Origin of the sequence: Delftia sp. S65, assembly GCF_016516495.1 — a bacterium.
GTDB lineage: Bacteria > Pseudomonadota > Gammaproteobacteria > Burkholderiales > Burkholderiaceae_C > Comamonas > Comamonas acidovorans.
The window spans coordinates 19,301-44,768 of record NZ_JACVUR010000024.1; the positions used below are offsets into that span (position 1 = coordinate 19,301).

24 protein-coding genes are annotated in these 25,468 nt (G+C 65.7%); 11 read left to right on the plus strand and 13 right to left on the minus strand.

Annotated features, from left to right (window positions below; all coding sequences use genetic code 11):
- Positions 1-37: 37 nt before the first annotated feature.
- The 7 genes from IAE24_RS18540 to IAE24_RS18570 form a co-directional block, all read right to left on the minus strand.
- Positions 38-1,765: a hypothetical protein gene (locus tag IAE24_RS18540; protein WP_199962194.1), complete on the minus strand. Its 1,728-nt coding sequence runs from the start codon at positions 1,763-1,765 to the stop codon at positions 38-40.
- Between the two features lie 185 nt (positions 1,766-1,950).
- A complete protein-coding gene (locus IAE24_RS18545) occupies positions 1,951-2,445 on the minus strand; it encodes a discoidin domain-containing protein (protein ID WP_139093425.1) in 495 nt (164 codons plus the stop codon).
- Positions 2,446-2,622: 177 nt separating this feature from the next.
- Positions 2,623-3,570 carry a LysR substrate-binding domain-containing protein gene (locus IAE24_RS18550; protein WP_199962195.1) on the minus strand — a complete coding sequence of 316 codons (948 nt, stop codon included), beginning with the start codon at positions 3,568-3,570 and terminating at the stop codon, positions 2,623-2,625.
- A 167-nt stretch (positions 3,571-3,737) separates the two neighbouring features.
- A complete protein-coding gene (locus IAE24_RS18555) occupies positions 3,738-4,901 on the minus strand; it encodes an acyl-CoA dehydrogenase family protein (protein ID WP_012205503.1) in 1,164 nt (387 codons plus the stop codon).
- A 57-nt stretch (positions 4,902-4,958) separates the two neighbouring features.
- On the minus strand, positions 4,959-5,354 hold the full coding sequence (locus IAE24_RS18560; protein ID WP_012205502.1) for a cupin domain-containing protein: 396 nt from the start codon (positions 5,352-5,354) through the stop codon (positions 4,959-4,961).
- The gene (locus IAE24_RS18565) at positions 5,339-6,655 is read right to left on the minus strand and encodes a CoA transferase (protein ID WP_199962196.1); all 1,317 of its coding nucleotides are present in this window, start codon (positions 6,653-6,655) and stop codon (positions 5,339-5,341) included. The genes IAE24_RS18560 and IAE24_RS18565 overlap by 16 nt, the downstream gene beginning before the upstream one ends.
- 11 nt (positions 6,656-6,666) lie before the next feature.
- Complete coding sequence (locus IAE24_RS18570; protein ID WP_199962197.1) at positions 6,667-7,650, minus strand: Bug family tripartite tricarboxylate transporter substrate binding protein; 984 nt, start codon at positions 7,648-7,650, stop codon at positions 6,667-6,669.
- Positions 7,651-7,884: 234 nt separating this feature from the next.
- On the opposite strand from IAE24_RS18570, the gene IAE24_RS18575 reads away from it, so the two are divergent.
- From IAE24_RS18575 to IAE24_RS18595, 5 genes are all read left to right on the plus strand, one after another.
- The gene (locus IAE24_RS18575) at positions 7,885-8,337 is read left to right on the plus strand and encodes an SRPBCC family protein (RefSeq protein WP_013802495.1); all 453 of its coding nucleotides are present in this window, start codon (positions 7,885-7,887) and stop codon (positions 8,335-8,337) included.
- Between the two features lie 100 nt (positions 8,338-8,437).
- A complete protein-coding gene (locus IAE24_RS18580; RefSeq protein ID WP_013802496.1) occupies positions 8,438-8,767 on the plus strand; it encodes a cupin domain-containing protein in 330 nt (109 codons plus the stop codon).
- A 200-nt stretch (positions 8,768-8,967) separates the two neighbouring features.
- Positions 8,968-9,498, plus strand: coding sequence for a sigma-70 family RNA polymerase sigma factor (locus tag IAE24_RS18585; RefSeq protein ID WP_051940748.1), 531 nt, complete (start codon positions 8,968-8,970; stop codon positions 9,496-9,498).
- The gene (locus IAE24_RS18590; RefSeq protein WP_199962198.1) at positions 9,495-10,487 is read left to right on the plus strand and encodes a FecR domain-containing protein; all 993 of its coding nucleotides are present in this window, start codon (positions 9,495-9,497) and stop codon (positions 10,485-10,487) included. The genes IAE24_RS18585 and IAE24_RS18590 overlap by 4 nt, the downstream gene beginning before the upstream one ends.
- Positions 10,488-10,679: 192 nt before the next feature.
- Positions 10,680-13,115 (plus strand): TonB-dependent siderophore receptor, encoded by a 2,436-nt coding sequence (locus IAE24_RS18595; RefSeq protein ID WP_233626383.1) that lies wholly within the window; start codon positions 10,680-10,682, stop codon positions 13,113-13,115.
- A 9-nt stretch (positions 13,116-13,124) separates the two neighbouring features.
- On the opposite strand, the gene IAE24_RS18600 is transcribed toward IAE24_RS18595, so the two are convergent.
- Complete coding sequence (locus IAE24_RS18600) at positions 13,125-13,922, minus strand: hypothetical protein (protein ID WP_442778770.1); 798 nt, start codon at positions 13,920-13,922, stop codon at positions 13,125-13,127.
- 112 nt (positions 13,923-14,034) lie between these two features.
- Positions 14,035-15,561 (minus strand): aminotransferase-like domain-containing protein, encoded by a 1,527-nt coding sequence (locus IAE24_RS18605; RefSeq protein ID WP_197943360.1) that lies wholly within the window; start codon positions 15,559-15,561, stop codon positions 14,035-14,037.
- Between the two features lie 126 nt (positions 15,562-15,687).
- Between IAE24_RS18605 and IAE24_RS18610 the strand changes: the two genes are divergently transcribed.
- Complete coding sequence (locus IAE24_RS18610; RefSeq protein ID WP_199961805.1) at positions 15,688-16,323, plus strand: LysE family translocator; 636 nt, start codon at positions 15,688-15,690, stop codon at positions 16,321-16,323.
- Between the two features lie 27 nt (positions 16,324-16,350).
- On the opposite strand, the gene mnmH is transcribed toward IAE24_RS18610, so the two are convergent.
- The 3 genes from mnmH to IAE24_RS18625 all read right to left on the minus strand — a co-directional run bounded on the left by mnmH (position 16,351) and on the right by IAE24_RS18625 (position 19,412).
- Positions 16,351-17,415: a tRNA 2-selenouridine(34) synthase MnmH gene (gene mnmH, locus IAE24_RS18615; RefSeq protein ID WP_199961804.1), complete on the minus strand. Its 1,065-nt coding sequence runs from the start codon at positions 17,413-17,415 to the stop codon at positions 16,351-16,353.
- Between the two features lie 240 nt (positions 17,416-17,655).
- On the minus strand, positions 17,656-18,786 hold the full coding sequence (locus tag IAE24_RS18620) for a serine hydrolase domain-containing protein (protein WP_199961803.1): 1,131 nt from the start codon (positions 18,784-18,786) through the stop codon (positions 17,656-17,658).
- A gap of 47 nt (positions 18,787-18,833) precedes the next feature.
- Positions 18,834-19,412, minus strand: coding sequence for a retropepsin-like aspartic protease family protein (locus tag IAE24_RS18625; protein WP_233626334.1), 579 nt, complete (start codon positions 19,410-19,412; stop codon positions 18,834-18,836).
- A gap of 137 nt (positions 19,413-19,549) precedes the next feature.
- On the opposite strand from IAE24_RS18625, the gene IAE24_RS18630 reads away from it, so the two are divergent.
- Positions 19,550-20,317, plus strand: a complete 768-nt coding sequence (locus IAE24_RS18630) for a DsbA family protein (protein WP_071955777.1) — start codon at positions 19,550-19,552, stop codon at positions 20,315-20,317.
- Positions 20,318-20,383: 66 nt separating this feature from the next.
- On the opposite strand, the gene icd is transcribed toward IAE24_RS18630, so the two are convergent.
- Positions 20,384-21,646, minus strand: a complete 1,263-nt coding sequence (icd, locus tag IAE24_RS18635; RefSeq protein ID WP_199961801.1) for an NADP-dependent isocitrate dehydrogenase — start codon at positions 21,644-21,646, stop codon at positions 20,384-20,386.
- A 209-nt stretch (positions 21,647-21,855) separates the two neighbouring features.
- On the opposite strand from icd, the gene IAE24_RS18640 reads away from it, so the two are divergent.
- From IAE24_RS18640 to IAE24_RS18655, 4 genes are all read left to right on the plus strand, one after another.
- Complete coding sequence (locus IAE24_RS18640) at positions 21,856-22,077, plus strand: hypothetical protein (RefSeq protein ID WP_012205488.1); 222 nt, start codon at positions 21,856-21,858, stop codon at positions 22,075-22,077.
- Positions 22,078-22,291: 214 nt separating this feature from the next.
- Positions 22,292-22,744 carry a DUF192 domain-containing protein gene (locus IAE24_RS18645; RefSeq protein ID WP_224986032.1) on the plus strand — a complete coding sequence of 151 codons (453 nt, stop codon included), beginning with the start codon at positions 22,292-22,294 and terminating at the stop codon, positions 22,742-22,744.
- 9 nt (positions 22,745-22,753) lie between these two features.
- The gene (locus IAE24_RS18650) at positions 22,754-23,125 is read left to right on the plus strand and encodes a DUF2946 family protein (RefSeq protein ID WP_043821811.1); all 372 of its coding nucleotides are present in this window, start codon (positions 22,754-22,756) and stop codon (positions 23,123-23,125) included.
- Between the two features lie 122 nt (positions 23,126-23,247).
- Positions 23,248-25,455 carry a TonB-dependent receptor gene (locus IAE24_RS18655; RefSeq protein ID WP_199961809.1) on the plus strand — a complete coding sequence of 736 codons (2,208 nt, stop codon included), beginning with the start codon at positions 23,248-23,250 and terminating at the stop codon, positions 25,453-25,455.
- The last annotated feature ends 13 nt before the right edge of the window (positions 25,456-25,468 follow it).

A 25,468-nucleotide genomic window follows, 5' to 3' on the forward strand; every position in this document is an offset into this window, starting at 1 on the left:
GTGGGCACGTGGGCACGTGGGCAGAGTCGATCGCCGACTACAGAGGCGCGCTGTCAAAGCGGGACGAGCACTCGGTGCCCAGCGCCTGACTGTCAACTTGATAGATTGCAGAGTAAGGCGAGAAATCGTTTTTCTTTGTCAAGGAAAAGGCATCCGGGCAAACCTCAATCAGTTCGCGCAGATGAGAAGAATAAGGTCCGTAAGTCCATTCTCCCGCATCGAAAATATATTCAGGTTTGAAATTGGCAAGTTCTTCAAGAAAGTCCTTGGGTGTCAATACACTCCTGTGTAGCTCTGGCCGGCCAATGATGGTCCTGTTGAAGAACATGCCATATTGATAGTTGCTGACAACAAAAATTCTTCGCTGATTATCTATGATATCTCGGTACACATCATTTGATTCGCCTCCAAATTGAGATATGAAAATTGCCTTATTCCCATCTTGCAGATTTGAATAATTCCGCTGATATGCAAGATATACGGATGAAGTCAACAGAACTACAGACACCGCCACGCAAATCGTATCCGTTGGAATTTTCTCTTGAAAATTGAAGATCCTTGGTTGTCTTGAAACATCAATACATGGATATCTTTGAATCAACAGATAATTGGCAAGAGCTGTGGACACAAACAGAACATGGATTCCATGGCGTTGTTCATAAGCACCTACGGTAAACCAAATAACCAGAAATGGCAGGACACAAAGAATCCAGAAAACCCTGCCCCTACCTGAAAACAAGGAGACCAGCATTGTCCCAATGAGAAGCATGCCTATATCCGGGGAATCGACGATGTACTTTTTCAGGGATAGCATGACTGACGCCATCCATCCGCCATTTTTCTTCACGATATCAAGCACCCCTTGATTTCCCGTGAACTCCGGGGCAACAAAGAGGGGCCAGATTGCTGCAAGCAGCATCGCTACAATGCACGCAGCCAATGCCGCAGGCCGCCATTTCCAACGCCATACGCCATAGATTATCAGCATGGGAAGCGTGGCAAGGCACCAGACCAATCCGGGTTGTTTGGTGAGAGATGCCAACAAACCGCAGAACAGCGACAGCATCAAGGGACGCAATTTGGCAGGCTTCTCGGAATACTGCAGCAAGAGCGTGAAGCTCAATAGAATCAATGCCGTAGCAAGCGGATCGGCATAGGCCCAAAACAGCAGATTTCCAAAACTTGCCAATGCTCCGAAAGTGAGCAGCAATGTCAGCCAGTTGATGAGTTGGCTGGAGCTTCTTGCAACAAGGTCGGAAAATGCAATAACGATGACGAGAGCGGGTATGCCGCACACAAGCTTCGCAGCGAAATGTGAGACGTGATTGCCTTGCGCCAGGAATACGGAGCCAAGTTCATATGCAAAAAACTGAGGATACGGAGCCTGAGTGTAATAGGTGTCATAGGGCTGACCCAAAAAATGCTGCACACCCCACATTCCCCAGCTATATATTTCGTCGTGCCTGATGAATCCTGTGCTTGTGGACTTCAGTGCAAAGAAACAAACGCCAAATACCAACAGCAAGGCAAATAAAAGCAAAGGCAGGTTTGCGCTAGTCAGCACCCCGGAAATAACACGTGCGAGGGCAAAGATCAAAAATATAAATCCCACAATCCATGGCAATATATACAACAATCTGGGCAGCTCAATATCACCATTATAGAACGCAAGTCCTACCGCCAGGAAAATCCCCACTAACGCAAATGCTGCATACTCCGATGCAGATATATCTGCAGAATTGAATTTTCTCTTAGAAAACAACATCAATATTGCCAAAGATAAGCCAGAAAACTCAAAGAATTAAAAAATACAGTGAGCATGCTTTTTCAACGTGGGGAGGTATTTGGCCAATTTTGCATAGCCACAATCAAAAACAGCCTCAATTTTCCCAATAAATTCTCAACAGGAATAAGAATTCAGGAGGCTCAGGCTTTTCCAAGAATCAACATCTATTGATATATCTCAATATCAGCCCATGCCACCCAAGATGGTGATGATATTGTTTCAACATAGACAACTCGCACAGGGTCTGGGCGGCGATTCTGAAATTCCAACCAAAGACCACCACTCGTGTAACTCGTGATTGCGCCGAGGAAGATCATTTTCCCTCCATTGGTTCTTCCCCATATTCGATGATTTGTATCCCCTGCAGGACTTTGCACCGTCAACAAACGAATAAGAGAAAAATTCCTTTCCCACCCAAGATCCAAGGCAATCCACTGGGTTGAAAATCCATTGGAATTCCAATATGTACCGGCATTTCCGTCAATTGCTTTGAGTGAATCCCCATAGTTTCCAGAAGCGCCAAAAATACCGAGCGGGATCTTGGTCCCATAGCTATTCGCAGATACGGTTTTTTCCTCAGAGAGTACTTCTGCACTGGCTGACAAAGCAGTTGCAGAAAGTAAAACGCAAAGAACAGATCCGATGAAATTTTCTCGCATGATTGCATCTCCTTCAATATTGCGCAAAATTGCGCAATGCAAGGCTAGGACGCAATAATGGCTAAGGCAATAAGACCAATCCTATTATTCGATCTACCATATTCAGGAGAGCGATGTATCTGCAGGCGACAACAGAAAACGTGTGGCCAGGGCCTCAAAAGGCGTAACCCATCTGTGTCAAAGCCCATTCGACTCTCTCAATACCAGACGCCGAACATGCTCAATAAACGCCTCCAGCACCGCCGCAGGCTGGTCCGCCCGCCAGGCCATGACAGCGGGCGTCATGGCCTGCTGCGGACCGCGCAGCGGCACGAACACCACGCCGTTCATGCCCACGTGCTGCATGCAGCTTGGCACCAGGGCCACACCCTGTTCTGCCGAGACCAGGGCCATGACGGTGAGCCACTGGCGCGCGGCGTGGCGTGTGTGGGGGTGGATGCCGGCCTGCTGCAGGCAGGCGATGACGTTGTCGTAGTTGGCCGGGGCCACTTCGCGGGCGAACATGACGAAGGTGTCGCGGGCCAGTTCGCGCAGGTCGATGTCCGGCTGCTGCGCCAGCGCATGCGTGGCGGGCAGGCAGCAGACAAAGGGTTCCTCGCCAATCGACAGGGTCTGCAGGCCGTCTGGCGGGGTGGCTATGTTGAGAAAGCCGCAGTCGATCTGGCCGCTGGCAATGGCCTGCAGTTGCTCGCGCGTGGACATTTCGTGCAGGCAGACTTCGACCAGGGGGCGTTCTGCGCGGAAGGCGCGGCAGAAGTCCGGCACCTGGCGGTAGACCATGGAGCCGGTGATGCCCACGTCCAGCCGGCCCTGCATGCCTTCGGCCACGCCGCGCACCACGTCGGCAGCATGCTGCAGCTGGGCGAGCACCTTGCGTGCCTCGACCAGGAAGGCCTCGCCTGCGGGGGTGAGGCGCACGTTCTTGGCGTCGCGGTCCATGAGGCTGGCGCCCAGGTCCTGCTCCAGGGTCTTGAGCGCCATGCTCAGCGGCGGCTGGGTGATGCACAGCCGCTGGGCCGCGCGGCCGAAGTGGCGTTCCTCGGCCAGGGCGACGAAATAGCGCAGCAGGTGGGTCTTCATGAGAGGCGGCGGATGGGGAGCAAGCGAGATGGCATCTTGCACCATGGCTACCTCTGAAATACAGATTGATAAATCATGGGACTTCAGATGGTTCGCAGCCACAAAACCCGCGCACCTCAACTTTGAGACACCGAGGAAGGGCCGCCCCGCACCGAGGGTGTCGTCCCCCTCCGCGCAGCGAGAAGGGGGAAGGCGCGAAGCGACTCAGGGGGTCAATACGATTTAGGCAAGCCCAATACCTTTTCGGCGATGAAGCACATGATGAGCTGCGGGCTGACGGGCGCCAGGCGCGGGATCCAGGATTCGCGCATGTAGCGCTCCACGTGGTATTCCTTGGCGTAGCCCATGCCGCCGTGCGTGAAGATGGCGGTTTCGCAGGCCTTGGCGCAGGCTTCGGCCGCCAGGTACTTGGCGGCGTTGGCCTCGGCGCCGCAGGGCAGGCCCCTGTCGTAGAGGAAGGCGGCCTTTTGCACCATGAGGTGGGCCGCCTCAAGCCCCATCCAGGCCTGGGCCAGCGGGTGCTGTATGCCCTGGTTCTGGCCGATGGGGCGGTCGAAGACCACGCGCTCCTTGGCGTACTGGGTGGCACGCGCCAGAGCGGCGCGGCCCAGGCCCACGGCCTCGGCGGCGATGAGGATGCGCTCGGGGTTGAGGCCGTGCAGGATGTACGAGAAGCCCTTGCCCTCTTCGCCGATGCGGTCCTCGGCGGGGATGCGCAGGCCGTCGATGAACAGCTGATTGGTGTCCACGCATTTGCGGCCCAGCTTGTCGATCTCGCGCACCTCGATGCGTTCGCGGTCCAGGTCGGTGTAGAACAGGCTCAGGCCTTCCGTGCCCTTGCACTCTTCCACGGGCTTGGTGCGCACCAGCAGCAGGATCTTGTTGGCAACCTGGGCGGTGGAGATGAAGACTTTCTGGCCATGGACCACGTAGACGTCGCCATCACGCACGGCGCGGGTCTGCAGCTTGAGGGTGTTGAGGCCCGCATTGGGCTCGGTGACGCCGAAGCAGGCCTTGTCCGTGCCCGCGATCAGCGGGGGCAGCCAGCGGCGCTTTTGCTCGTCCGTGCCGAAGACGACGACGGGGTGCAGGCCGAAGATGTTCATGTGCACGGCCGAGGCGCCCGACAGGCCTGCGCCCGTGGCCGAGATGGTGTGCATCATCAGCGCCGCCTCGCTGATGCCCAGGCCCGCGCCGCCGAATTCTTCGGGCATGGCAATGCCCAGCCAGCCCGCGTCGGCCAGGGCCTTGTGGAAGTCGTGCGGGAAGCCGCCTTCATGGTCCTTGCGCAGCCAGTAGTCGGCGTCAAAGGGGGCGCAGGCGCGCTCGACGGCGTCGCGTATCTGTTCCTGTTCTTCGTTCCACAGAAAGTCCATGGTGTGTTCTCCGTTGCTTGTTGCTGTTCGCTTGTTATGTCTGTGGGGTGACGGGGCTCAGGCTGCCGGCCGGCGCACGCGCTCGGGGTTCTCGCCGTAGGGCGGGCTGTAGAAGACCAGCAGGCGCACGGGCTCGGCGCTGGTCACGCGGAAGATGTGCATGCAGTCCTCGGGGAAGAAGCAGGTGTCGCCGGGCTGCATGGCAAAGCGTTCCTTGCCGTCCGGGGTGTCGATTTCCACCTCGGCCGTGCCGGCCAGCAGGTAGCAGGCCTGCTCCATGCCGGGGTGGGCATGGGGCAGCGCGCCACCGCCCTGCTCCAGCGTGCCCAGCACCAGCTCCATGTGGCGCGCGCCCACGTTGGCGGCGCTGACCAGGCGCCGGTTGACGGTGCCGTGGTGGTTGGCGGGGCTGTAGCCGGGCACGTCTTGTTCGCGGATCAGGTAGCGGGGCATGGGCGGTTTCCTTCGGTTTGTGTTTGTGTTTGTGTTTGTGCTTGTGTTTGTGGTGGGGCGTCTTGCAGCGCGGCAGCCTGGCTGCAGGCGCGGCTGGCCTGCAGGGCGGCCAGCTCGGCCTCGGTCAGGCCCGCGTCGCGCAGCACCTGCAGGGTGTGTTCGCCCAGGCGTGGCGCGGGGGCGGCGCGTTCTGCGGGTGGCGTGGCGCTCCAGCGCGTGGGGCTGGCCGTGGTGCGCAGCCGGCCTTCGCTGGGGTGGTCTATCTCGTGCACGAAGCCGGTGGCCTGGTGCTGGGGGTCGGCGATCAGGTCCTCGGGCGAGGCCATGGGCATGTTGGGCACATCGGCCGCGTCCAGCAGCGTGCGCCATTCGGCGGTGGTGCGCCCTGCCATCAGCCGCGAGACTTCGGCATAGACGGCATCGATGTGCAGCGCGCGCTGGCTGTGGGTGGCGAATATGGGCTCGGCCATGCGCTCGGGCTGGCCTATGGCGTTGAAGAAGCTGTGCCAGTGCTTGTCGTTGTAGATGAGAACGCACAGGTGGCCGTCGCTGGTGCGATAGGGCCTGCGGTGGGCCGTGAGCAGGCGCGCATAGCCGGGGCCGCCCAGCTGCGGCTCGAACGACAGGCCCGCCATGTGGTCGCCCAGGATGAACTGGGTCATGGCCTCATACATGGGCACGACCACGGCCTGGCCCTTGCCGGTCTTCTCGCGCGCATAGAGGGCGGCCGTGACGGCGTAGACCGCGTGCAGGCCGGTGACGCGGTCGCCCAGGGTCATGGGGGCATAGGCCGGCTCGCCACCGCCGTATTGCTGCGCCAGCCAGGGCACGCCGGTGGCGCCCTGGATGAGGTCGTCATAGGCGGGCCGGGCCGCGTAGGGGCCGCGCTGGTCGAAGCCGCAGCAGCTCACGTGGATGATGCGCGCGTTGCGCGCCGCCACGTCCTCATAGGCCAGGCCCAGGCGCGCCATGGCCTGGGGCCGCACGTTGCTGACCAGCACGTCGCAGCCTTCGGCCAGGCGCAGCAGGGCCTCGCGCGCGGCGCCCTGCTTGAGGTCCAGCACCACGGAGCGCTTGCCCTGGTTCGCCTGCAGGAAGATGTGGCCCATGGCGGGGTTGCGCATGGGGCCGACGTGGCGCATGTTGTCGCCCTCGGGCGATTCGACCTTGATCACCTCGGCCCCCAGGCCCGCAAGGATCTGGGTGGCAAAGGGGCCCATGACCACCGAGGTCATGTCCAGCACCTTCACGCCGGCAAGAGGGCCTTGCTGCCCTTGCTGCCCTTGCTGCGCTTGTTCCATGCGGCTCTCCTTCACTGCGCCTCGATGCCCGCCTGCTTGACCAGTTGCCCCCAGCGGGCCATCTGGTCCTTCACATAGGTGGCGAACTCGGCGGGCGTGGCCGTGGGCCAGACCTCGAAGCCGACCTGGGCCAATTGCTCCTGCACGGCCTTGTCCTTGAGGATGACCTGCAGCTCGGTGTTCAGCCGCTCGGTGATCTCGGCGGGCATGCCGGCCGGGCCGAAGATGCCGTTCCAGGAGGTGATGTCGAAGCCCGGCAGCGTCTTGCCGATGGCCGGCACATTGGGCAGGAGGGTGGAGCCCTTGGCCGCCGTCACGGCCAGGGTGCGCACGCGGTCGGTCTTGATCGTGCCCCAGGCCGAGCCCAGGTCGGCCACATAGACCTGGATCTGGTTGCCCATGAGGTCGGTCAGCGCCTGCGGGCTGGACTTGTAGGGCACCGAAGTGATCTGGGCGTGCGTGACGTACTTGAAGGTTTCCGAGGCCACCAGCGAGGTGCTGTTGGGCGTGCCGTAGGACAGGCGGTCGGGATTGGCCTTGGCGTAGTCGATGAGTTCCTGCACGGTCTTGGCCGGAACGGAGGGGTGGACCAGCAGCGCGAACGGCAGCTCGCCCACGCGCGCCACGGGCGTGAAATCCTTGACGGGGTCGTACTTCAGGCCCTTGACCAGCCAGGGGTTGGCCGAGTGTGAGGTGTTGGTGGTCATGAACAGCGTGTAGCCGTCCGGCTTGGCCTTGGCCACATGGTTGGCGGCGATCTGGGCATTGGCGCCGGCCTTGTTGTCCACGATCACGGGCTGCTTGAGCCGCTCGCCCAGCCGGGTGGCCACCAGGCGCGCCACGGCGTCCGTGCCGCTGCCGGCCGCGAACGGCACGACCAGGGTGATGGGATTGGAGGGGTAACCACCCTGCGCCAACACGGAGGGCGCGGCCACGGCCGCCATGGTGCTGATAGCGCCAAGGGCCAGGGCCCTGCGCAACGGGGAATGCTTCATTTGCTTGTCTCCTGTTTCCTATCCTGTTTTCCTATGGAAAGCGGCGCTGTGTGTCCAGCGCTCGCCGCCATGGTGCGGGTGTCAATGATTCAAGTCCAATTCTTTAAAACCAATCAAGGATTCGATTTATGAATCATTGAGTCCTGCGTCAGGCTCCATGTCCCGCCTCTTGCGCAAGGACTGCATCGGTGCGAGGCTGGCAGCCTTGCACGACACCACGCCAAGGAGTTCCGCATGTCACACACCGTCCACACCATCCGGCTGCACCGCGTCCTCAAGGCGCCGCCGCAGCGCGTGTACCAGGCCTTCACCACGGCCGCTGCCCTGGCCAAATGGCTGCCGCCCCACGGCTACATCTGCGAGGTGCCCGAGTTCGACGCCCGGGTCGGCGGGCGCTACCGCATGGCCTTCGTCAATCTGTCCACGAGCGGGCGCAGCGGCTTCGGCGGGGAGTTCCTGGACCTGGAGCCTGGCCGGCTGGTGCGCCATACCGACCGCTTCGACGACCCGCAACTGCCTGGCGAGATGATCACCACCATCACGCTGCGCGAGGTGTTCTGCGGCACTGAAATGGATGTGACCCAGGAAGGCGTACCCGCCGTCATTCCCGCCGAGGCCTGCCACCTGGGCTGGCAGGAATCGCTGCAGTTGCTGACCCTGCTGGTGGAGGCCAGCGTGCCGGGCTGAGACCCTGCACAAGCCCCTGCTGTCACACAGCTGCGGTTGATGGATTGCCGTGCTTCGGAGGACAATGGCAGTATTGCCCGCCAACGCCCGGAGGTCCGCCATGGCCACCCCCTTTGCACTGACCGCTCAAGCCATCGATGTCCTGCCGTTTGGTGCGCGGCTGGCGGGCGCCCGGACCTGCGCCCTGTTCAAGTCCCAGGACATGGAAGTCATCCGCGTGGTGCTGCGCGCCAGCCAGTCGCTGCCGCCGCACAAGGTGCCGGGCAGCGTCAGCCTGCACTGCCTGGAAGGCGAGCTGGAGGTGATGCTCGGCGAAAGCCGCCAGTCCTTGCAGGCCGGCCAGCTGATGCACCTGCCGGCCAACATGGCGCATGCGGTACGCGCCATCGAAGACACCTCCGCTTTGGTCACCATCGTTCTGTGCAGCTGAACGGCTAATGCGGATCATGCAGCCTCGCGCACGGCCTGCCCGCGTGCGAATGGTTGTGCCTGCGCCTCATTTGCGATTCATTCTCATTACCAAATCTATAATCACGCCTTTCTCGTTAGCTCACGCCATGGACGCAGCCGCCGCCAGCCCTTCGCAATGCATGACGAGCCCCGTGATTGCATTCGTTGAATGGACGCTCCATGGACGCGCAGATTTCCCAGTCCGCCAAGGCGGCAACCAGCGTGGAAAGCCTGTACCACAGCCACCAGAACTGGCTGCAGGGCTGGTTGCGGCGCCGGTTGGGCGACTCCTTCGACGCGGCCGACATGGCGCAGGACGTGTTCATGCGCCTGCTCACCCGCCAACCCGGCCCTGACGCAACCGGCCTGCGCCAGCCCCGTGCCTACCTGAGCACCATTGCCCATGGCCTGCTGGTGGACCACTGGCGCCGCCGCGAGCTGGAGCGTGCCTGGCTGGAGACCCTGGCCCTCATGCCCGAGGCGCAGGCCCCCTCGCCGGAAAGCCGACTGATCTTCCTGGAAACCCTGGTCGCCATAGACCGCATGCTGGATGCCTTGAAGCCCCGCGTGCGCAGCGCCTTTCTGTGGGCGCAGCTGGAAGGACTCACCTGCCCGCAGATCGCCGAACGACTGGGCGTGTCCCTGGCCACGGCCGAGCGCTACATCGCCACGGCCCTGCGCCACTGCTACGCACTGCGCTTCGGGGCATGAGCAGCGATCTTTCGCCCGGCCTGATCGACGAAGCCATCCAGTGGTCCGTACGGCTGGACTTCAACACGCCCAGCCCCGCCACACGGCAGGCCTTCGAGCAATGGCTGCATGCGCAGCCCGCCCACGCCCTGGCCTGGGATCGGGTGCAATCACTGAGGACCGACTTTGGCCGCATGCCGCATCGCCTGGCACTGGACACGCTGGATGCAGCGCAGCGCCTGCGCCAGTCCCGCAGCGTCTCGCGCCGCCGCGCCCTCAAGCTGCTGTCCTTGTCCGGAATCGCCACGGCAACGGGCTGGATGGCCTACAGCCACACGCCTTGGCAGCGCCTGCTGGCCAGCGCCAGCACCTCGGTGGGCGAGCAGCGCACCGTCAGGCTGGACGATGGCAGCACCATCGTGCTCAACACGGACACGGCCATCCGCACGGAGCTGGACCTGCAGCAGCGCCTGGTGGTGCTCAGCCGTGGGGAAATCCTGGTGACCACGGGCGCCGACGAGACTGCACCCGGCCACCGGCCCTTCAGAGTGCGCACGCCGTTTGGCGATCTGCAGGCCCTGGGCACGCGCTTCGTGGTCAGGCTGCACAAGCATCGGGCCCTTGTCAGCGTGCAGGAAGGCGCCGTACGGCTGAAGCCTGCAAAGGCCGCAGACAGCGCCGCACGGCAAACGGCGATGCCCGGCTCGCCGTGGTGGCTGTCGGCCGATGCCAGTACCCCGGCACCTCCCCCCGACTTTGGTGCGGACGACTGGGCAGATGGCGTGATGGCAGGCCGGGCCATCCGCCTGGGTGACCTTCTGGCGGAACTGGGGCGCTACCGCCATGGGCACATCAGTTGCGACGAGCGCGTGGCAGGCCTGCGCCTGTCGGGCACCTTCCATGTGCGCCAGACCGAGCAGGTGCTGCAGCTCATCGCGCAGACGCAGCCCGTGAGCATCAGCCGGCGCACGCGCTGGTGGGTTCATGTGGGGCCGGCATCCGGCCTGTGATTTCCACTTTTTTTTCAGAAAAAGTGAGGGGATCCGGATTTTCGTACGGCCTGGGAATGAGTCCTTCAATCCTTTCCCGTATTGCATCCAGGAGAACCCAGCATGTCCCGTCATCACCCGTCCAGGCCCGGTAGCCAACCACAGTGGCGTCCCCGGCCGCTTGTCACCCTTGTGCAAGCCGCCGTCATCGGCATGGCGATGTCCGCCTTGGTGCCTTCAGGCGCAGCATGGGCGCAGACGGCCACAGGCCAGGCCGGAGCGCTCACGCGCGATTTCAGCATTGCAGCAGGTCCGCTCGATGCGGCACTGGATCGCTTCTCCCGCGCAGCGGGCGTCAGCCTGTCCTATGACCCGGCACTGGTGGCGGGCCTGCGCACGGGCGGGCTGACCGGCAGCCACGGCGTGTCTGCCGGGTTGCAGCAACTGCTGGCGGGCAGCGGCGTGGCAGCCGAGCAGCAGCCTGGTGGAGGCTTTTCACTGAAGGCTGCCGCGCCCTTGCCTGCTGCGGCAGGCCCCACCCCACCGTCTTCCGCCAGCACGCTGCAGACCGTCAATGTGACGGCCGATGCGGAGCGCAGCAGCGCCACGGAAGGTACGGGCTCATACACCACGCCCAGCATGGCCAGCGCCACGGGGCTGAACCTGTCGCAGCGCCAGACGCCGCAGTCCGTGAGCGTGGTGACGCGCCAGCAAATGGATGACTTCCACCTGAGCACCCTGCAGGACATTGCCAAGGTCACGCCCGGGCTGTACGCCAAGAACCCGGCCGTGACCGATTCGGAGTCCACCTTCTACGCGCGCGGATTTGCGCTGGAGCATGTGAATGTGGACGGCCTGCCGCTGGACGTGACGGGCTTCAATTCGCGCAATGTCTCGGCCGACCTGCTGATATATGACCGCGTGGAGGTGGTGCGCGGCGCCACGGGCCTGATGGATGGCGTGGGCGCGCCTTCGGGCTCGGTCAACCTGGTGCGCAAGCGTCCCACGGCCCAGCCGCTGCTCAATGCCACGCTGGGCCTGGGCAGCTGGAACAACCGCCAGGCCTCGCTGGACGCAAGCCGTGCGCTCAATGCCAGCGGCAGCGTACGCGCTCGCGTGGTGGGCGGCTGGCGCGACAGCGACAGCTTTGTCGATGTCACCAACACCCGCAATGCCAGCCTGTACGGCATCGTGGAAGCGGACCTCACGCCCGACACCACGCTGGGCCTGGGCGCCTACCGCCAGCGCACGCGCACCAAGGGCGTGTTCACGGGCCTGCCCACCCTGCCCAATGGCGGCCATATGGACCTGCCGCGCTCCACCTTCCTCAACAACGCGGAGTCTTTCCAGAACCGCGACAACGATGGCGTGTTCGTTGATCTGGAGCAGCGCCTGCGCAATGGCTGGACGGTCAAGCTGGGCATCAACCATGTCGAGGCCGATTCCGACATCCGAAACACCACCAACAGCCGCGTCGCGGGATCGACCACACAGCTGGAGCAGTCCGAGACGGGCTGGCGCTACGGCACACGCCAGACCGTGGCCGACCTGCGAGCCCGGGGCCCGGTCGAGTGGTTCGGGCGCGCGCACGAGATCGCCGTGGGCGCCAGCTACCGCAATGACAGCTCGCATGCGGCCGAGACCTGGGGGTCGTCGGCCTCGCGCATCGTCGACATTGCGAACTGGAATCCCTACTCCGCGCCCTGGACCGGCTCAGTGCCGGCCAATGGCGACCTGTGGGGCCGCAAGACGCGCGAAAAAGCCATCTACGCCAGCGGCAACTTCAGCCTGGCCGATCCGCTGCACCTGATTCTGGGCGGGCGTCTGGGCTGGTACGAGCAGGACACGACGGGCTGGTACACCGGCACGCCCAACTGGAAGCGCAGCCTGGACGAGAGCGCCAGGTTCGTTCCCTATGCGGGCCTGGTCTATGACGTGGATGACAGGCATTCGGTCTATGCCAGCCTGACACAGAGCTACCAACCCCAAAGCTCTATGGACGTGCGGGGCAACACCCTGGACCCGATGACAGGCACCAACTACGAGCTGGGCGCCAAGGGCGAGTACTTTGACGGGCGACTGCATGCCAGCGCCTCGGTGTTCCGCATCACGCAGCGCAACCGTGCCGTGCGTGACGATGCCAATTGCCCCACCAGCGGCGCCATCAGTTGCTTTCGCGCGGCCGGCGAGATCCAAAGCGATGGCCTGGAGTTGCAGCTGTCCGGACTGCTGCAGCCCGGCTGGCAGGTTTCGGCCGGCTACACCTATGTGCGGGCGCGCTACACCAAGGACCGGATTGCCACCAACATCGGCCAGCGCGTGAGCACCGACGAGCCCCAGCACCTGCTCAAGCTCTACACCAGCTATCGCCTGCCCGGCGAGTACGGGCGCTGGAGCCTGTACGGATCGCTGCATGCGCAAAGCAAGATGTTCCGCCGCGAAACCGGCTTCGAGACCACGCAGCGCAGCTACGCCCTGCTGGGCCTGGGCGTGGGCTACCAGGTCAATGCCAATGCCCATGTGCAGCTGAGCGTGGACAACCTGCTGGACCGCCGCTACTACCAGGATCTTGGCTATTCATGGTCGGGGGGCCTGGCGCGCTACGGGGCACCGCGCTCGGTGGCCGTGACGCTCAGCTACAGGCTCTGAGGCCGCGCCTCAACGCACGGGCAGGAACTGCATGAACGGCCCCGCCACCAGTCCCTGCCCGTAGCCGATGAAGGAGCGCCTGTAGCGCTCGGTGGTGTAGTTGGCGATCAGGTCCAGCCGGCCGATGATCTTGCCCATCTCGCGCTCGAAGCTCAGGTTGCGCGCGTCGTCGCCCAGGTGGTTGGACAGCAGCAGCGGCCCGCCCGCTGCGTTGCGCCGTGAGTTGAGAATCCAGTTGGCCACTTCCACGTTGCGTGCGGCGTTGTAGATCAGCTGCGGGTCCAGCCCATGGACCAGGGTGAAGCTGGTGCGCCCGCCGTGGGCGGTGATGATGGTGTCGGCCAGCGCATGGACGAAGGCGGCCACGCGGTCGCCCTTGAAGTCGGGCTGCAGCGCCAGCGAGAGCGCGGCCACGTCCTGGGCACCGTGCAGGTCGGCCCAGGGCTGGTGCTCGGTGATGGCGATGCGCACGTAGGCGGATGCAGCCTCGCGGCTTTCGGCGGTTTTCTTCCACTCGGCGGGGTTGCGCAGGTACAGCTTGTCCATGATGCGCATCAGGCTGTCCAGGTTCTCCTTCATGGCCAGGGTGGCCATACGGTTGCTGTCGGACTGCACGATTTCGCTGGGCTCGAACGAGGCGCCTTCCACCTTGCCGCGCGGCGCGGGCGTGTCGGCACAGCCCGCTGTCAGCAGCAGCGCCAGCACCGGCGCCAGGCGGCGCGCCGCGCCGCCTCCCGGTCGGGGCCGGCTGTCGTTCACCCCGGCTCTGCGGCCGGCCTCCCCTGGCAAGACAAGCTCAATAGTCATCCCGGAACGATAGCAGCGCACTACCGGGGCGCCGAGGCCCGATGCCCTGTCTTACATACCCTGGCGCCGGCAGCGTCAACCTCCCGTCAGGCAGTGTTGCTGCACCATCCGGTCATCCACCGCCCCGGTGCTGCGCCAGCAGGTGGCCAAGGATCTTCCAGGTCTGGGGCTGCTCCACCATGGGCACGGGAATGCGCAGCATGCTGCCCGCTGCCTGCCTTGGTGAAAACAGCAGGCCCGGTGCCAGCAGCAGGCCCTGCGGCGCGGCATGGCGGGCCAGCACCTCCGAGTCCACGCCGCAGTCCACCCAGGCGAACATGCCGGCCTGCGGTTCGTGCGGGGCGCGGCAGTCCAGGGCTTCGAGCATGCGCAGGCAGCGGTTGCGCGCGCGGTCCACGCGCTCGCGCAGGCGGTCCACATGCTTGCGGTACTGGCCATCGGCCAGCACGCGGTGCACCACCTGCTCGCCCGGCAGCGCCGTGGTCAGCCCGCCCAGCAGCTTGAGGTCGGTCAGCCGCCGTATCAGGTCGGTGTGCGCCGCCACATAGCCCACGCGCAGGCTGCCGGCCAGGGTCTTGGAGTAGCCGCCCACCAGGAGCACGCGCTGCAGCCGGTCCATGGCGGCCAGGCGCACGGGCACGCCGGGCAGGAAGTCGGAGTAGGTGTCGTCCTCGGCCAGGTAGAAGTCGTGGCGCTCGGCAATGCGCAGCACCTCGTGGGCCACGCCGGCCGACAGGGTCTGGCCCGTGGGGTTGTGCACGGCCGTGTTCAGGATGAAAAGCCGGGGCTGGTGCTGGCGGGCCAGCCGCTCCAGCGCCTCCACGTCGGGGCCGCCGGGCAGGCGGGGCACGCCGACCACGTTCACGCCCAGGGCGTTGAGCCGGCCGAAGATGAGGAACCAGCCCGGGTCTTCCACCAGCACGGTATCGCCGGGCCGCACCAGGCTGCGCACGATCAGGTCCAGGCCCTGGGTGACGCCGGCCACGGTCATCAGGTGGGCCTCGGGGTGGGCGGGCACGTCCTGGGCCTGCAGCACCGAGGCGATCTGCTGGCGCAGCGGCAGATAGCCCTGGGGCACGCCGTAGGTCAGCAGGCTCGGCCCCGTGCTGCGGCCCACGGCGCGCAGGGCCGAGGCCAGCATCTCCTGGTCCAGCCATTCCGGCGGCAGCATGCCCGCGCCACCCGAATGCTCCATGCCCTCGCGGAACATGCTGCGCAGCAAAAAGGCGGTATCGAAGGCCGCGCCCTGCTCCAGCGTAGGCAGGGCATCGCTGGCGCGGGGCGCCGCCTGGGCCGCACGCCGGGCGCTGACGAAGACGCCAGAGCCGCGCCGCGAATGCACCAGGCCCTGGGCGGCCAGCCGGTCATAGGCCTGCACCACGGTGTCGCGGCTCACGGCCGCCTCTTGCGCCAGCGCACGCACGGAAGGCAGGCGCGAGCCCGCGCGCAGGCCGTGGTGGCGGATCAGGCCGCCGTAGTGGTCCACCAGCTGGTCCACCAGCGAGAGGTCGGAAGACCGCAGCGGGCGCCAGGGCGCAGCGGCCTGGAAAGCCGTATCGGAGGATGCGCGCGGTGCCTGCGGTGTCTGCTGTGCCTGCGCTTGCTTCGGCGTGGCTGCGGGATCAAGTGTCAGGGTCATGTGGGCAGGCCAGTTGGCAAATTGTTCTGGCAAAGTGTACTGCTACTGTACCGAACACTGCCATTAGCATGGCCTGACGGCGCCGCGGCCTGCGGCATGCGCAGACAGGGCGCCGGATTCCCTGTCATGCCTGTTGCCACCATGCCCTTCGATACCGCCCACACCTCGTTCCTGCTGCCGCTAGCCATGTTCTCCTTCGTCAGCTCCGTCACACCCGGCCCCAACAATGTGATGCTGACGGCCTCGGGCGCCAGCTTCGGCTACCGCCGCACGGTGCCCCACATGCTGGGCATCACCCTGGGCGTGGTGGTCATGGTGCTGCTGGTGGGCGCGGGCCTGGGCGCGGTGTTCGAGCGGCTGCCGGTGATCTACACCGCGCTCAAGTACCTGGGCGCGGCCTACCTGGTCTGGCTGGCCTGGAAGATCGCGGGCAGCGGCGGCATCGACGGCGGCAACGCGGGCGCCCGGCCCTTCGGGTTCTGGCAGGCGGCGGCCTTCCAGTGGGTCAATCCCAAGGCCTGGATCATGGCCATCGGCGTGATTGCCACCTACACGCCGCGCGAGGATTTCTTCGTCAATCTGGTGCTGGCGGCGCTGGTGCTGGGCATCGTGAACTATCCCAGCGTCAGCGTCTGGACGCTGTTCGGCAGCGCCGTGGGGCGCGCGCTGCGCTCGCCGCAGGCACTGCGCCGCTTCAACTGGGGCATGGCCGCCCTGCTGCTGCTGTCGCTGTACCCGGTGCTGGCAGATTCACACGCCTGATTCAAACGCCTGATCCACGCGGCTGCTTCATGCGGCCGATGCCGCATCCAGCGCCAGTATCTGGTGCGCCAGCGCGGCGATGCCGGCCTCGCTGAGGTCGTCGGCCTGCACACTGCGGCGCGTGCGCCACTGCGTGAAATGCCGCTCCTGCGAGCGCTCGTAGTGCGGGTCGTAGTGCTGGGCCATGAGCTCGGAGAACAGCGGCGAGAGGCTGCGCTCATGCGCCCAGGACTGCCAGCGCGAGATGGTCTCCTTGCCCTGCAGCTCCTTGAGCCAGCCCAGCTTGTCGGCCAGCGTCTGCGGATCGTCGCCCAGGTAGGCGTAGTCGCGCAGCAGGTAGGCCAGGCGCGCCTCGGGCGTGGCATCGAGCCCAATCACGGGCGACTGGCGCATGTGCTCGACCAGCACCAGCGGCAGGGACACGCGGCCGATCTTGGCGCTCTCGCCTTCCACGTACACGGTGCGCGACGGATCGAAACTCTCCAGCTGCTGGGCCAGCAGCGTCTCGAAGTATTTCTGGCTGGGCTGCTCCACGCCGGGCAGGTTGCCCAGCAAGGAGCCCTTGTGGCTGGCATAGCCCTCCAGGTCCAGCACCTGCTCGCCGGCCTCGGCCAGGGCGTGCAGCACGCGGGTCTTGGCGCTGCCGGTGGCGCCGCACAGCACCTGCAGGCGCAGCTGGGGCACCAGGCGGTCGATCAGCTCGATCACATGGCCGCGATAGGACTTGTAGCCGTTGGCCAGTTGCTGGGCATCCCAGCCGACCAGGCGCAGCCAGGTGACCATGGAGCCGCTGCGCAGGCCGCCGCGCCAGCAGTAGACCAGCGGCTTCCAGTTGGCGGGCTTGTCGGCGAAGGTTTCCTGCAGATGGCGCGCCAGGTTGGCCGAGACCATGGCCGCGCCCAGGCGCTTGGCCTCGAAGGGGCTGACCTGCTTGTAGATGGTGCCGATCCGGGCGCGCTCCTCGTTGTCGAGCACGGGGCAGTTGATGGCGCCGGGAATGTGGTCCTGCGCGAATTCGGCAGGCGAGCGGGCGTCGATCAGGGTGTCGAACTGGTGGCGGTCGGCGATGCGGATGGGCTGGCGGTGGGACACGGGCAAACGGTGATCTGGCGATCATGCGGGAGGCAGAAACAACCGGCGCCATGGCCTCAGGGGCTCATGGGCCGGCACCGGAACCAGGAAAGTGGATCGAGCCTCGACACGCACCGGCCCGCCCCGCTTCGCGCCCTGCTTGCGCGAGCCGGGCATGCGGCCGACCTTGGAAGCCGGGATTCTCGCACGCCCGAAGTGCCCGCGCTCGGCTGTCAGGGCAAGGCTGTCAACGCTAGGCAGTCAACGCAAGGCAGCGGCGATCAGGCCCTGCACGGCGCCCACGCGCTGCACCTGCTGGGGGCTGTCGTAGTTGCCCATGAAGACGGCATACACCAGCGAATGCTGGGGCACGACCACCAGCCGCTGGCCGCCCAGGCCGATGGCCATGTAGTACGCCAGGCCGGCGCGGGTCTGCCCCACGTACCAGTGGTGGCCGTAGCGCAGGCCGGGCCAGGCGTCCACGCGCGGCTGAATGGATTGCACAATCCAATGCCGGGGCACCAGCGCCCGTCCCTGCCATTCACCCTGTTGCAGCACCAGCTGGCCGATGCGGGCCAGGTCCCGCGCCCGCAGGCGCAGGCCGGAGGCGGCGGCCGCCTCGCCGTTGGTGCCAGGCGTCCACTCGGCCTTGTCGATGCCCAGCGGAGCAAACAGCTTGTGCCGCGCATAGTCCAGCAGCGGCATGCCGCTGCCCTGCGCGATCAGATGGCCCAGCAGGGCCGTGGCCCCGCCGCTGTAGCACCAGCGTTCGCCGGGCGGGGCGACGATGGGCTGCTCCAGCACGTAGCGGTAGCGGTCGCTGCTGCGCTCCATGGCGATTTCGCTGTTGCGCGGGTCGGAATACGGAAGGTCCTCGTCCCATTGCAGGCCCATGGTCATGCCCAGGGCATGGGAGATGAGGATGCCGCGCCGGCCCTCATCGGCCGCCAGATCGCTGTAGGCGGGAAAGGCCTGGACCAGGGGCGTGTCCAGCGCGGGCACCTTGCCTTCGGCCAGGGCCATGCCGTACAGCAGGCCGACGATGCTCTTGCTGACCGAGCGCACATCGTGCAGGGAGTCGGCGTTGAAGGCCACCTTGCCCAGCGGCTCGCCCCAGCGTTCGTCCTCGCCCTCGAAATAGCGCTCCAGCGCCAGCCGGCCGTGGCGCATCACGACGACGGCGTGCAGGTTCGCCAGTTCTCCGCTCTGCACGCCCTGGTCCAGGCGTTCGCCCAGGTCCTCGGCCAGGCCGGTGCCGGTGCCGGTGCCGGTGCCGGTGGAAAAGGCACCGCCCTGCCCCACGCTGGCACAGGCCGTGCAGCCCAGCGTCGCCAGGGCTGCGCCCGTCTGCAGCCACCTGCGCCTGTCGGTGCGAAAGCCGTTGTTTGTCATGTCCCTCTCCCTTGCTTAGCTAGTTAGTTACTTAGTTGCTTACGTACTTACCGCTTGGGCGAAGACCCGCTGCCGCGCGGATGGATCAGCATGCGGTCGCCGCGTATTTCCACATCGAACTGGCGCAGGAAGTTCTGGCCCAGCAACGCATCCCTGTCCGTGCTGCCGGTATAGCCCGTGCCCACGCGCAGGCCGCTGACCACCAGGGAGGCCACGCGCACCTGCTCGGCCACCACCATGCGGCCGTCGCGCTCGCCATTGGCGGTGCGAAAGCGAACCGGCTCGCCGCCGTCCAGGCCTGCGCGCTCGGCCAGCGGCTCGGTCACGCCGACCATGCTGGCGCCCGTGTCCACCAGGAACAGCACGGGCTGCCCGTTGACGGCCCCTTCCACGCGGAAATGCCCGTCGCGGTCACGCGCAATGGCCACCGTGCCATCGGCCTGGACCTTGACGCCGGCCGGCTTCAGGTACATCTGCATGGCCCAGTACAGCACGCCCATGACCAGCAGCCAGAACAGCAGAAAACCCAGCATGCCGCGCCGGGCGACGGACTGGACGCTGGGCTCGGCGGCCGGGGTGGAGGAATCGGACGGATCGGACGGGGGCGGCGTGGATTTGAGGCGCATGGCAATGCAGACGGGATCGGCGATGGCAGCACGGTGGCTGCACGGCGGCAGTCGCCCATTCTGCCTGCGGCCCTGCCCCGTCACGGGCAAGCCAATAGCCGCTACAGTGGGCGCCTTCATCACAGCCCGCTCCTGCCATGACCACGACCGCGCAGCCGCCCTTTGTCCTCCACTACATCTTCGACCCGCTGTGCGGCTGGTGCTATGCCGCCGCGCCCCTGGTCAAGGCCGCGCGCAGCGTGCCCGGCGTCACGCTGCAATGGCATGGCGGCGGCATGCTCACGGGCGCCCACACCCGCACCATCACGGCCGACTGGCGCGGCCACGTGATGCCGCACGACCAGCGCATTGCCGAGATGACGGGCCAGCCCTTCGGCACGGCCTACTTCGACGGCCTGCTCAACGACCTGGGCGCCGTGCTGGACTCCGAACCGCCCACCACGGCGCTGCTGGCCGCCGAGGAACTGGCGGGCCGGGGCCTGGACATGCTGGCGCGCCAGCAGCAGGCCCACTATGTCGAAGGCCGGCGCATCAGCGATCCGGCCGTGCTGCTGGAACTGGCCCGGGACCTGGGCCTGGACGTGGCGGCCTTCACCGACGCCTTCCAGCGCCTTTCGGGCGCCGCAACCCAAGCCCATATCGCCCAGTCGCGCGAATGGCTGGAGCTGGCCCAGGGCCAGGGTTTCCCGACCTTCGCGCTGGAGTTCGATCACCCCGAGGCAGAGCAGCCGGGCCAGCGCGCCATACAGCGCATCGACATCGGACCCTGGCTGGGCGATGCACAGGGCTGGGCAACGCAGCTGGGCGAGTGGGTGCAGCAGGTTGCGGCCATCACCGCCGGCGAGCAGACCGCGCCCCAAGGCGAGGATTGCGGGCCCGATGGCTGTGCGCTGCCCAAGAACTGACCCGTCAACGCCGGTCAAAGAAAAACCGCGCCCTGGCGCGGTTTTTTCATGGAGCGCGGACGCCCGTCAATCCATCTTGGAGATCATCACCTCGCCAAAGCCGGAGCACGACACCTGGGTGGCGCCGTCCATCAGGCGGGCGAAGTCGTAGGTCACCTGCTTGCTCTGGATGGCCTTTTCCAGCGCGCTGATGACCAGGTCGGCCGCCTCGCGCCAGCCCATGTGGCGCAGCATCATCTCGGCCGAGAGGATTTCGGAGCCCGGGTTCACATAGTCCTTGCCCGCGTACTTGGGGGCCGTGCCGTGCGTGGCCTCGAAGCAGGCCACGGAGTCGGACATGTTGGCGCCGGGCACAATGCCGATACCGCCGACCTGGGCCGCCAGCGCGTCCGAGATGTAGTCGCCGTTGAGGTTGAGCGTGGCCACCACCGAGTACTCGGCCGGGCGCAGCAGGATCTGCTGCAGGAAGGCGTCGGCAATGGAGTCCTTGATGACGATGTCGCGGCCCGTGCGCGGGTTCTTGAACTTGAGCCAGGGTCCGCCGTCGATGGGCTGGGCGCCGAACTCGCGCGCGGCCAGCGCGTAGCCCCAGTCGCGGAAGCCCCCTTCGGTGAACTTCATGATGTTGCCCTTGTGGACCAGGGTCACGCTGGGCTTGTCATTGTCGATGGCGTACTGGATGGCCTTGCGCACCAGGCGCTCCGTGCCCTCGATGGACACGGGCTTGACACCGATGCCCGAGGTCTCGGGGAAGCGGATCTTCTTGACGCCCATCTCCTTGACCAGGAAGTCGATGAGCTTCTTGGCGTTGTCGCTGCGCGCCTCGTACTCGATGCCCGCGTAGATGTCCTCGGAGTTCTCACGGAAGATGACCATGTTGGTCTTCTCGGGCTCCTTCAGCGGCGAGGGCACGCCCTTGAAATACTGCACGGGACGCAGGCAGACGTAGAGGTCCAGCTCCTGGCGCAGCGCCACGTTCAGCGAGCGGATGCCGCCGCCCACGGGCGTGGTCAGCGGGCCCTTGATGGAGACCACGTACTCGCGCAGGGCCTGCATGGTTTCCTCGGGCAGCCAGACATCGGGGCCGTAGATGCGCGTGGATTTCTCGCCTGCGAAGACCTCCATCCACTGGATCTTGCGCTTGCCGCCATAGGCCTTGGCCACGGCGGCATCCACCACCTTGATCATCACGGGCGTGATGTCCACGCCGGTGCCGTCGCCTTCAATGAAAGGAATGATGGGCTGGTCTGGCACGTTCAACGACATGTCGGCGTTGACAGTGATCTTCTGGCCCTCGGCCGGCACCTGGATGTGCTGGAAGCGGTTCATGGGGACGGGTCTCCGTTGGCTGGTGCACGAGGCAAGAGTGAATGCCCGGAACGGGCACGAATTTGGTGCAGAAAATTCTAACGACAATCGGGCCGCCCTCCTGTCAACGGCGATACAGTAAGCGCGTTGAGCATGTGCGGTGCATCAAGAATTTCGCACCGTTGTCTGATTCAACTTGGCTTCTACCGCTTTTCTAGGAAATGGCATATATGAAAAAACTCCTCGCTGTCCTGATCGCCGGTTCGTTTGCCGCAGGCGCCTTCGCACAGGCCGCCGCAGCACCCGAAGCGCCGATGTCGGCTCCCACGGCCGCTTCCGCAGCTGCTCCCGCTCACACAGCCAAGAAGGCCAAGGTCGCCAAGAGCGGCAAGCACTCCGGCAAGAAGCACGCCAAGCGCTCCACGAAGAAGGCACACAAGGCCGTGGCCTGATCCATGCCAAGGGATGCCAGCAGGCATCCCCTCAAAAAAGCCCGCAAGTCAGCAATGCACTGCGGGCTTTTTGCCGCCCGCCCGGCCATGATGGCCCGGCCAGGCCGATTTTTGCGTCCGGCCACGCGCCCCCTGCGACAGAATGTGCAAGATGACGAAGCCTTCGACACCCCTCCACACATCCCTTTCCCGCCGCGCGCTGCAGCGGTTGCTCATGGCCGCCTGCCTGGCTGGCGCCGCCGTATCGGCAGGCGCACAGCCCCAGGGCAACCCCCAGATGAATCTGCGCCGCGTGGAGTTGACGGCCGGAATCCACCGCATCGATGCCCAGGTGGCCGCCTCGGACCGCGAGCGCGCCATCGGCCTGATGTTCCGCCAGGACATGCCTGCGCAGGAGGGCATGATCTTCGTCTTCGAGGTGCCCGCCGTGCAGTGCTTCTGGATGCGCAACACCCTGCTGCCTCTGACCGCCGCCTTCGTGGCCGATGACGGCACCATCGTGAACCTGGCCGACATGAAGCCCATGACCGAGGACTCGCACTGCTCGGCCAAGCCCGTGCGCTATGTGCTGGAGATGAACCAGGGCTGGTTCGCCAAGCGCGGCCTGAAGGCTGGCGTCAAGCTGGGCGGCAGTCTGTTCACACCGACGCCAGCCCCCAAGCCATAATCACGCCCCATGCAAGCGCTTCGCTCCTCGTTCTGGCTCACCCGGCTGATATTGGCCTGGTTTGCCGTGACGCTGGGCGTTGCCGTGGCCTCACCCCTGGTCCATCCCCAGGGATTCGAGCTGGTCTGCACGGCCAGCGGCGACGTCAAGCTGGTGGCGCTGGGCGACAGCGCGGCCCCTGGCATGGGCCACCACCAGCTTGACTGCCCCATGTGCCTGCCCGCCGGCGCACCGCCGCCGGCCCTGCCGGCGATGGCCGTGCCCCACCAGCAACCGCTGGCCCACGCGCTGCTGCCGCTGGTGGCGGCGCACATTGCCTCCGTCACACGCGCGCCGCTGCCGGCGCGCGGCCCTCCCCCGCTGACTGCCGTGTTCTCTTGAATCGCCGCCGGGCCTGCTGATGCGCGCCCGGCCCGCCTGTGCCGCGCCTGTGGCCCAGGACTGCGCCGCATGCGCGGTGCAAGACCCGGAGTCAGTTCGTGAATTCTTCCCTTTTCCCCGCGATGGCGGCGCCGGTGCGCGCGTCCACGCACGCCTTTCGTCTCCATCCCCTGGCCACGGCGCTGTGCTGCGCGCTGGGCGCCGCATGGGCACCTGCCGCGCACGCGCAGGCCCTGGCCGAGGCGGCACTGCCCGCCGTCGAAGTCTCCGACCAGGCCACGGCCGACGCCAACGGACTGCTGCCGCTGAACAAGACCGTGGGCACGGCCAGCCGCCTGGGCCTGACGGCGCGCGAGACACCGGCCTCGGTGCACATCGTGGACCGCGCCGCCATCGAGGCGCGTGGCGCCCAGGACACGCAGGAGATCCTGCGCTCCATTCCGGGCGTCACGGCCTACAGCCCGCCCGGCAACATAGGCATCAGCTACCGGGGCTTCGGCACGGGGTCGGTCAGCCAGCTGTTCAACGGCATCAACCTGCAGTACTCCATTGCGGCCCGGCCCGTGGACAGCTGGATCTACGACCGGGTCGAGGCGATTGGCGGCGCCTCCGGCTTTCTCTATGGCGCAGGCGGCGTGGGCGGCACGCTGAACTACATCACCAAGCTGGCCCAGCGCGACAGCTTCACCGAAGGCCAGCTGCGCCTGGGCAGCTACGGGCTGAAAGAAGCCTCCGTCGGGCTGAACCGCCGCCTGGGCGATGCCGGCGAAGGCCAGGGCACCACCCATTACCTACGCCTGGACCTCAACCACCGCGATGCCGGCAGCTGGGTGGGCGGCACGCAGTCGCGCTCCACGCAGCTGGCGGCCTCGCTGCTGTCCGACCTGGGTGGCGGCCTGACGCACACCCTGGCCTACGAAGCCCAGCATGAGCGCGTGGACCGCCCCTACTGGGGAACGCCGCTGCTCAACCCGCTGCGCGGCCAGGCGCGCATTGACGAGGCCACCCTCGGCAAGAACTACAACAGCGCCGACGGCCTGTACGCCCAGCGCGTGCAGTGGCTGCGCTCCATCACCGAATGGCGGGCCAGCGACCGGCTCAAGCTGAGCAACACCTTCTACGCCTATGACGCGCTGCGCGACTACCGCAACGTGGAGACCTACCGCTTCACGCCCGACAACAGCGCGGTGGTGCGCTCGGCCGCGCTGCTGCAGCGCCATGACCAGCGCATGGTGGGCGACCGCATCGAAGGCAGCTACCTGGGCGAGCTGGCCGGCCGGCGCAGCGAATGGGCCTTTGGGCTGGATGTGAGCGTGAACCGGCAGACGCGCTTTCCGAACAGCCTGTCTGGCACGGTGAGCACGGTCAATCCCTACGATTTCACGACAGAGAACTTCTACGACATCCCAGGCATGGCGCCCGGATTCAGGCCTGACCGCGACAACAAGGTCACCACCACCGCCCTGTACCTGGAAAACCGCACGGCCCTCACCCCGGCCCTGCACCTGTTGACCGCCCTGCGCCATGAACGCATCGATGTGGACCTGACCAACCGCCGCGATGTAACGCCCGCGCTGCCCGCCAGCTACAGCCGCAGCTACAGCCCGACGACCGGGCGCGTGGGCCTGGTCTGGGATGCCACGCCCGAGGCCAATCTCTACGCCCAGTTCTCCACGGCGGCCGATCCGCCGTCGGGCATGCTGATGGGCGCCTCGTTTGCCGACGCCATCAACAACACCGGGCTGACCACGGGCCGCCAGGTGGAGGCGGGCAGCAAGCTGTCGTTCTGGCAGGGCAAGGGAACGGCGGCGCTGGCGGTCTATCACATCACGCGCCGCAACATCTCCACCCAGGACCCGCAGGACAGCACGCGCACGGTGCTGGTGGGCCAGCAGTCCTCGCGCGGGGTGGAGCTGTCCATGGGCCTGGCGCCCACGCCACGCTGGTCGGTCCAGGGCAACTGGAGCCATGTGGACGCGCGCTATGACAACTACCAGCAAGGCGGCGTGTCCCTGGCGGGCAATCGGCCCACGAACACGCCCGCCAGCGTGCTCAACCTCTGGACCAGCTACCGCATCACGCCGGCGCTGGAGGTCAACGCCGGGCTGCGCCGCGTGGGAGGCATCTATGCCGATGCGGCCAATACCCTGTCCTGGCCCGCCTACACCCTGCTGGACCTGGGCGTGAGCTACCGGATCGACCCGCGCATGACCGTGATCGCACGGCTGCGCAATGCCAGCGATCGTGTCTACGCCGCCAGCCTGACCAGCACCATGGCCTACCTGGGGGCGCCGCGCACGGCCGATATCACGCTGCGCGTGGCGTTCTGAGCGAGGGCCGCGC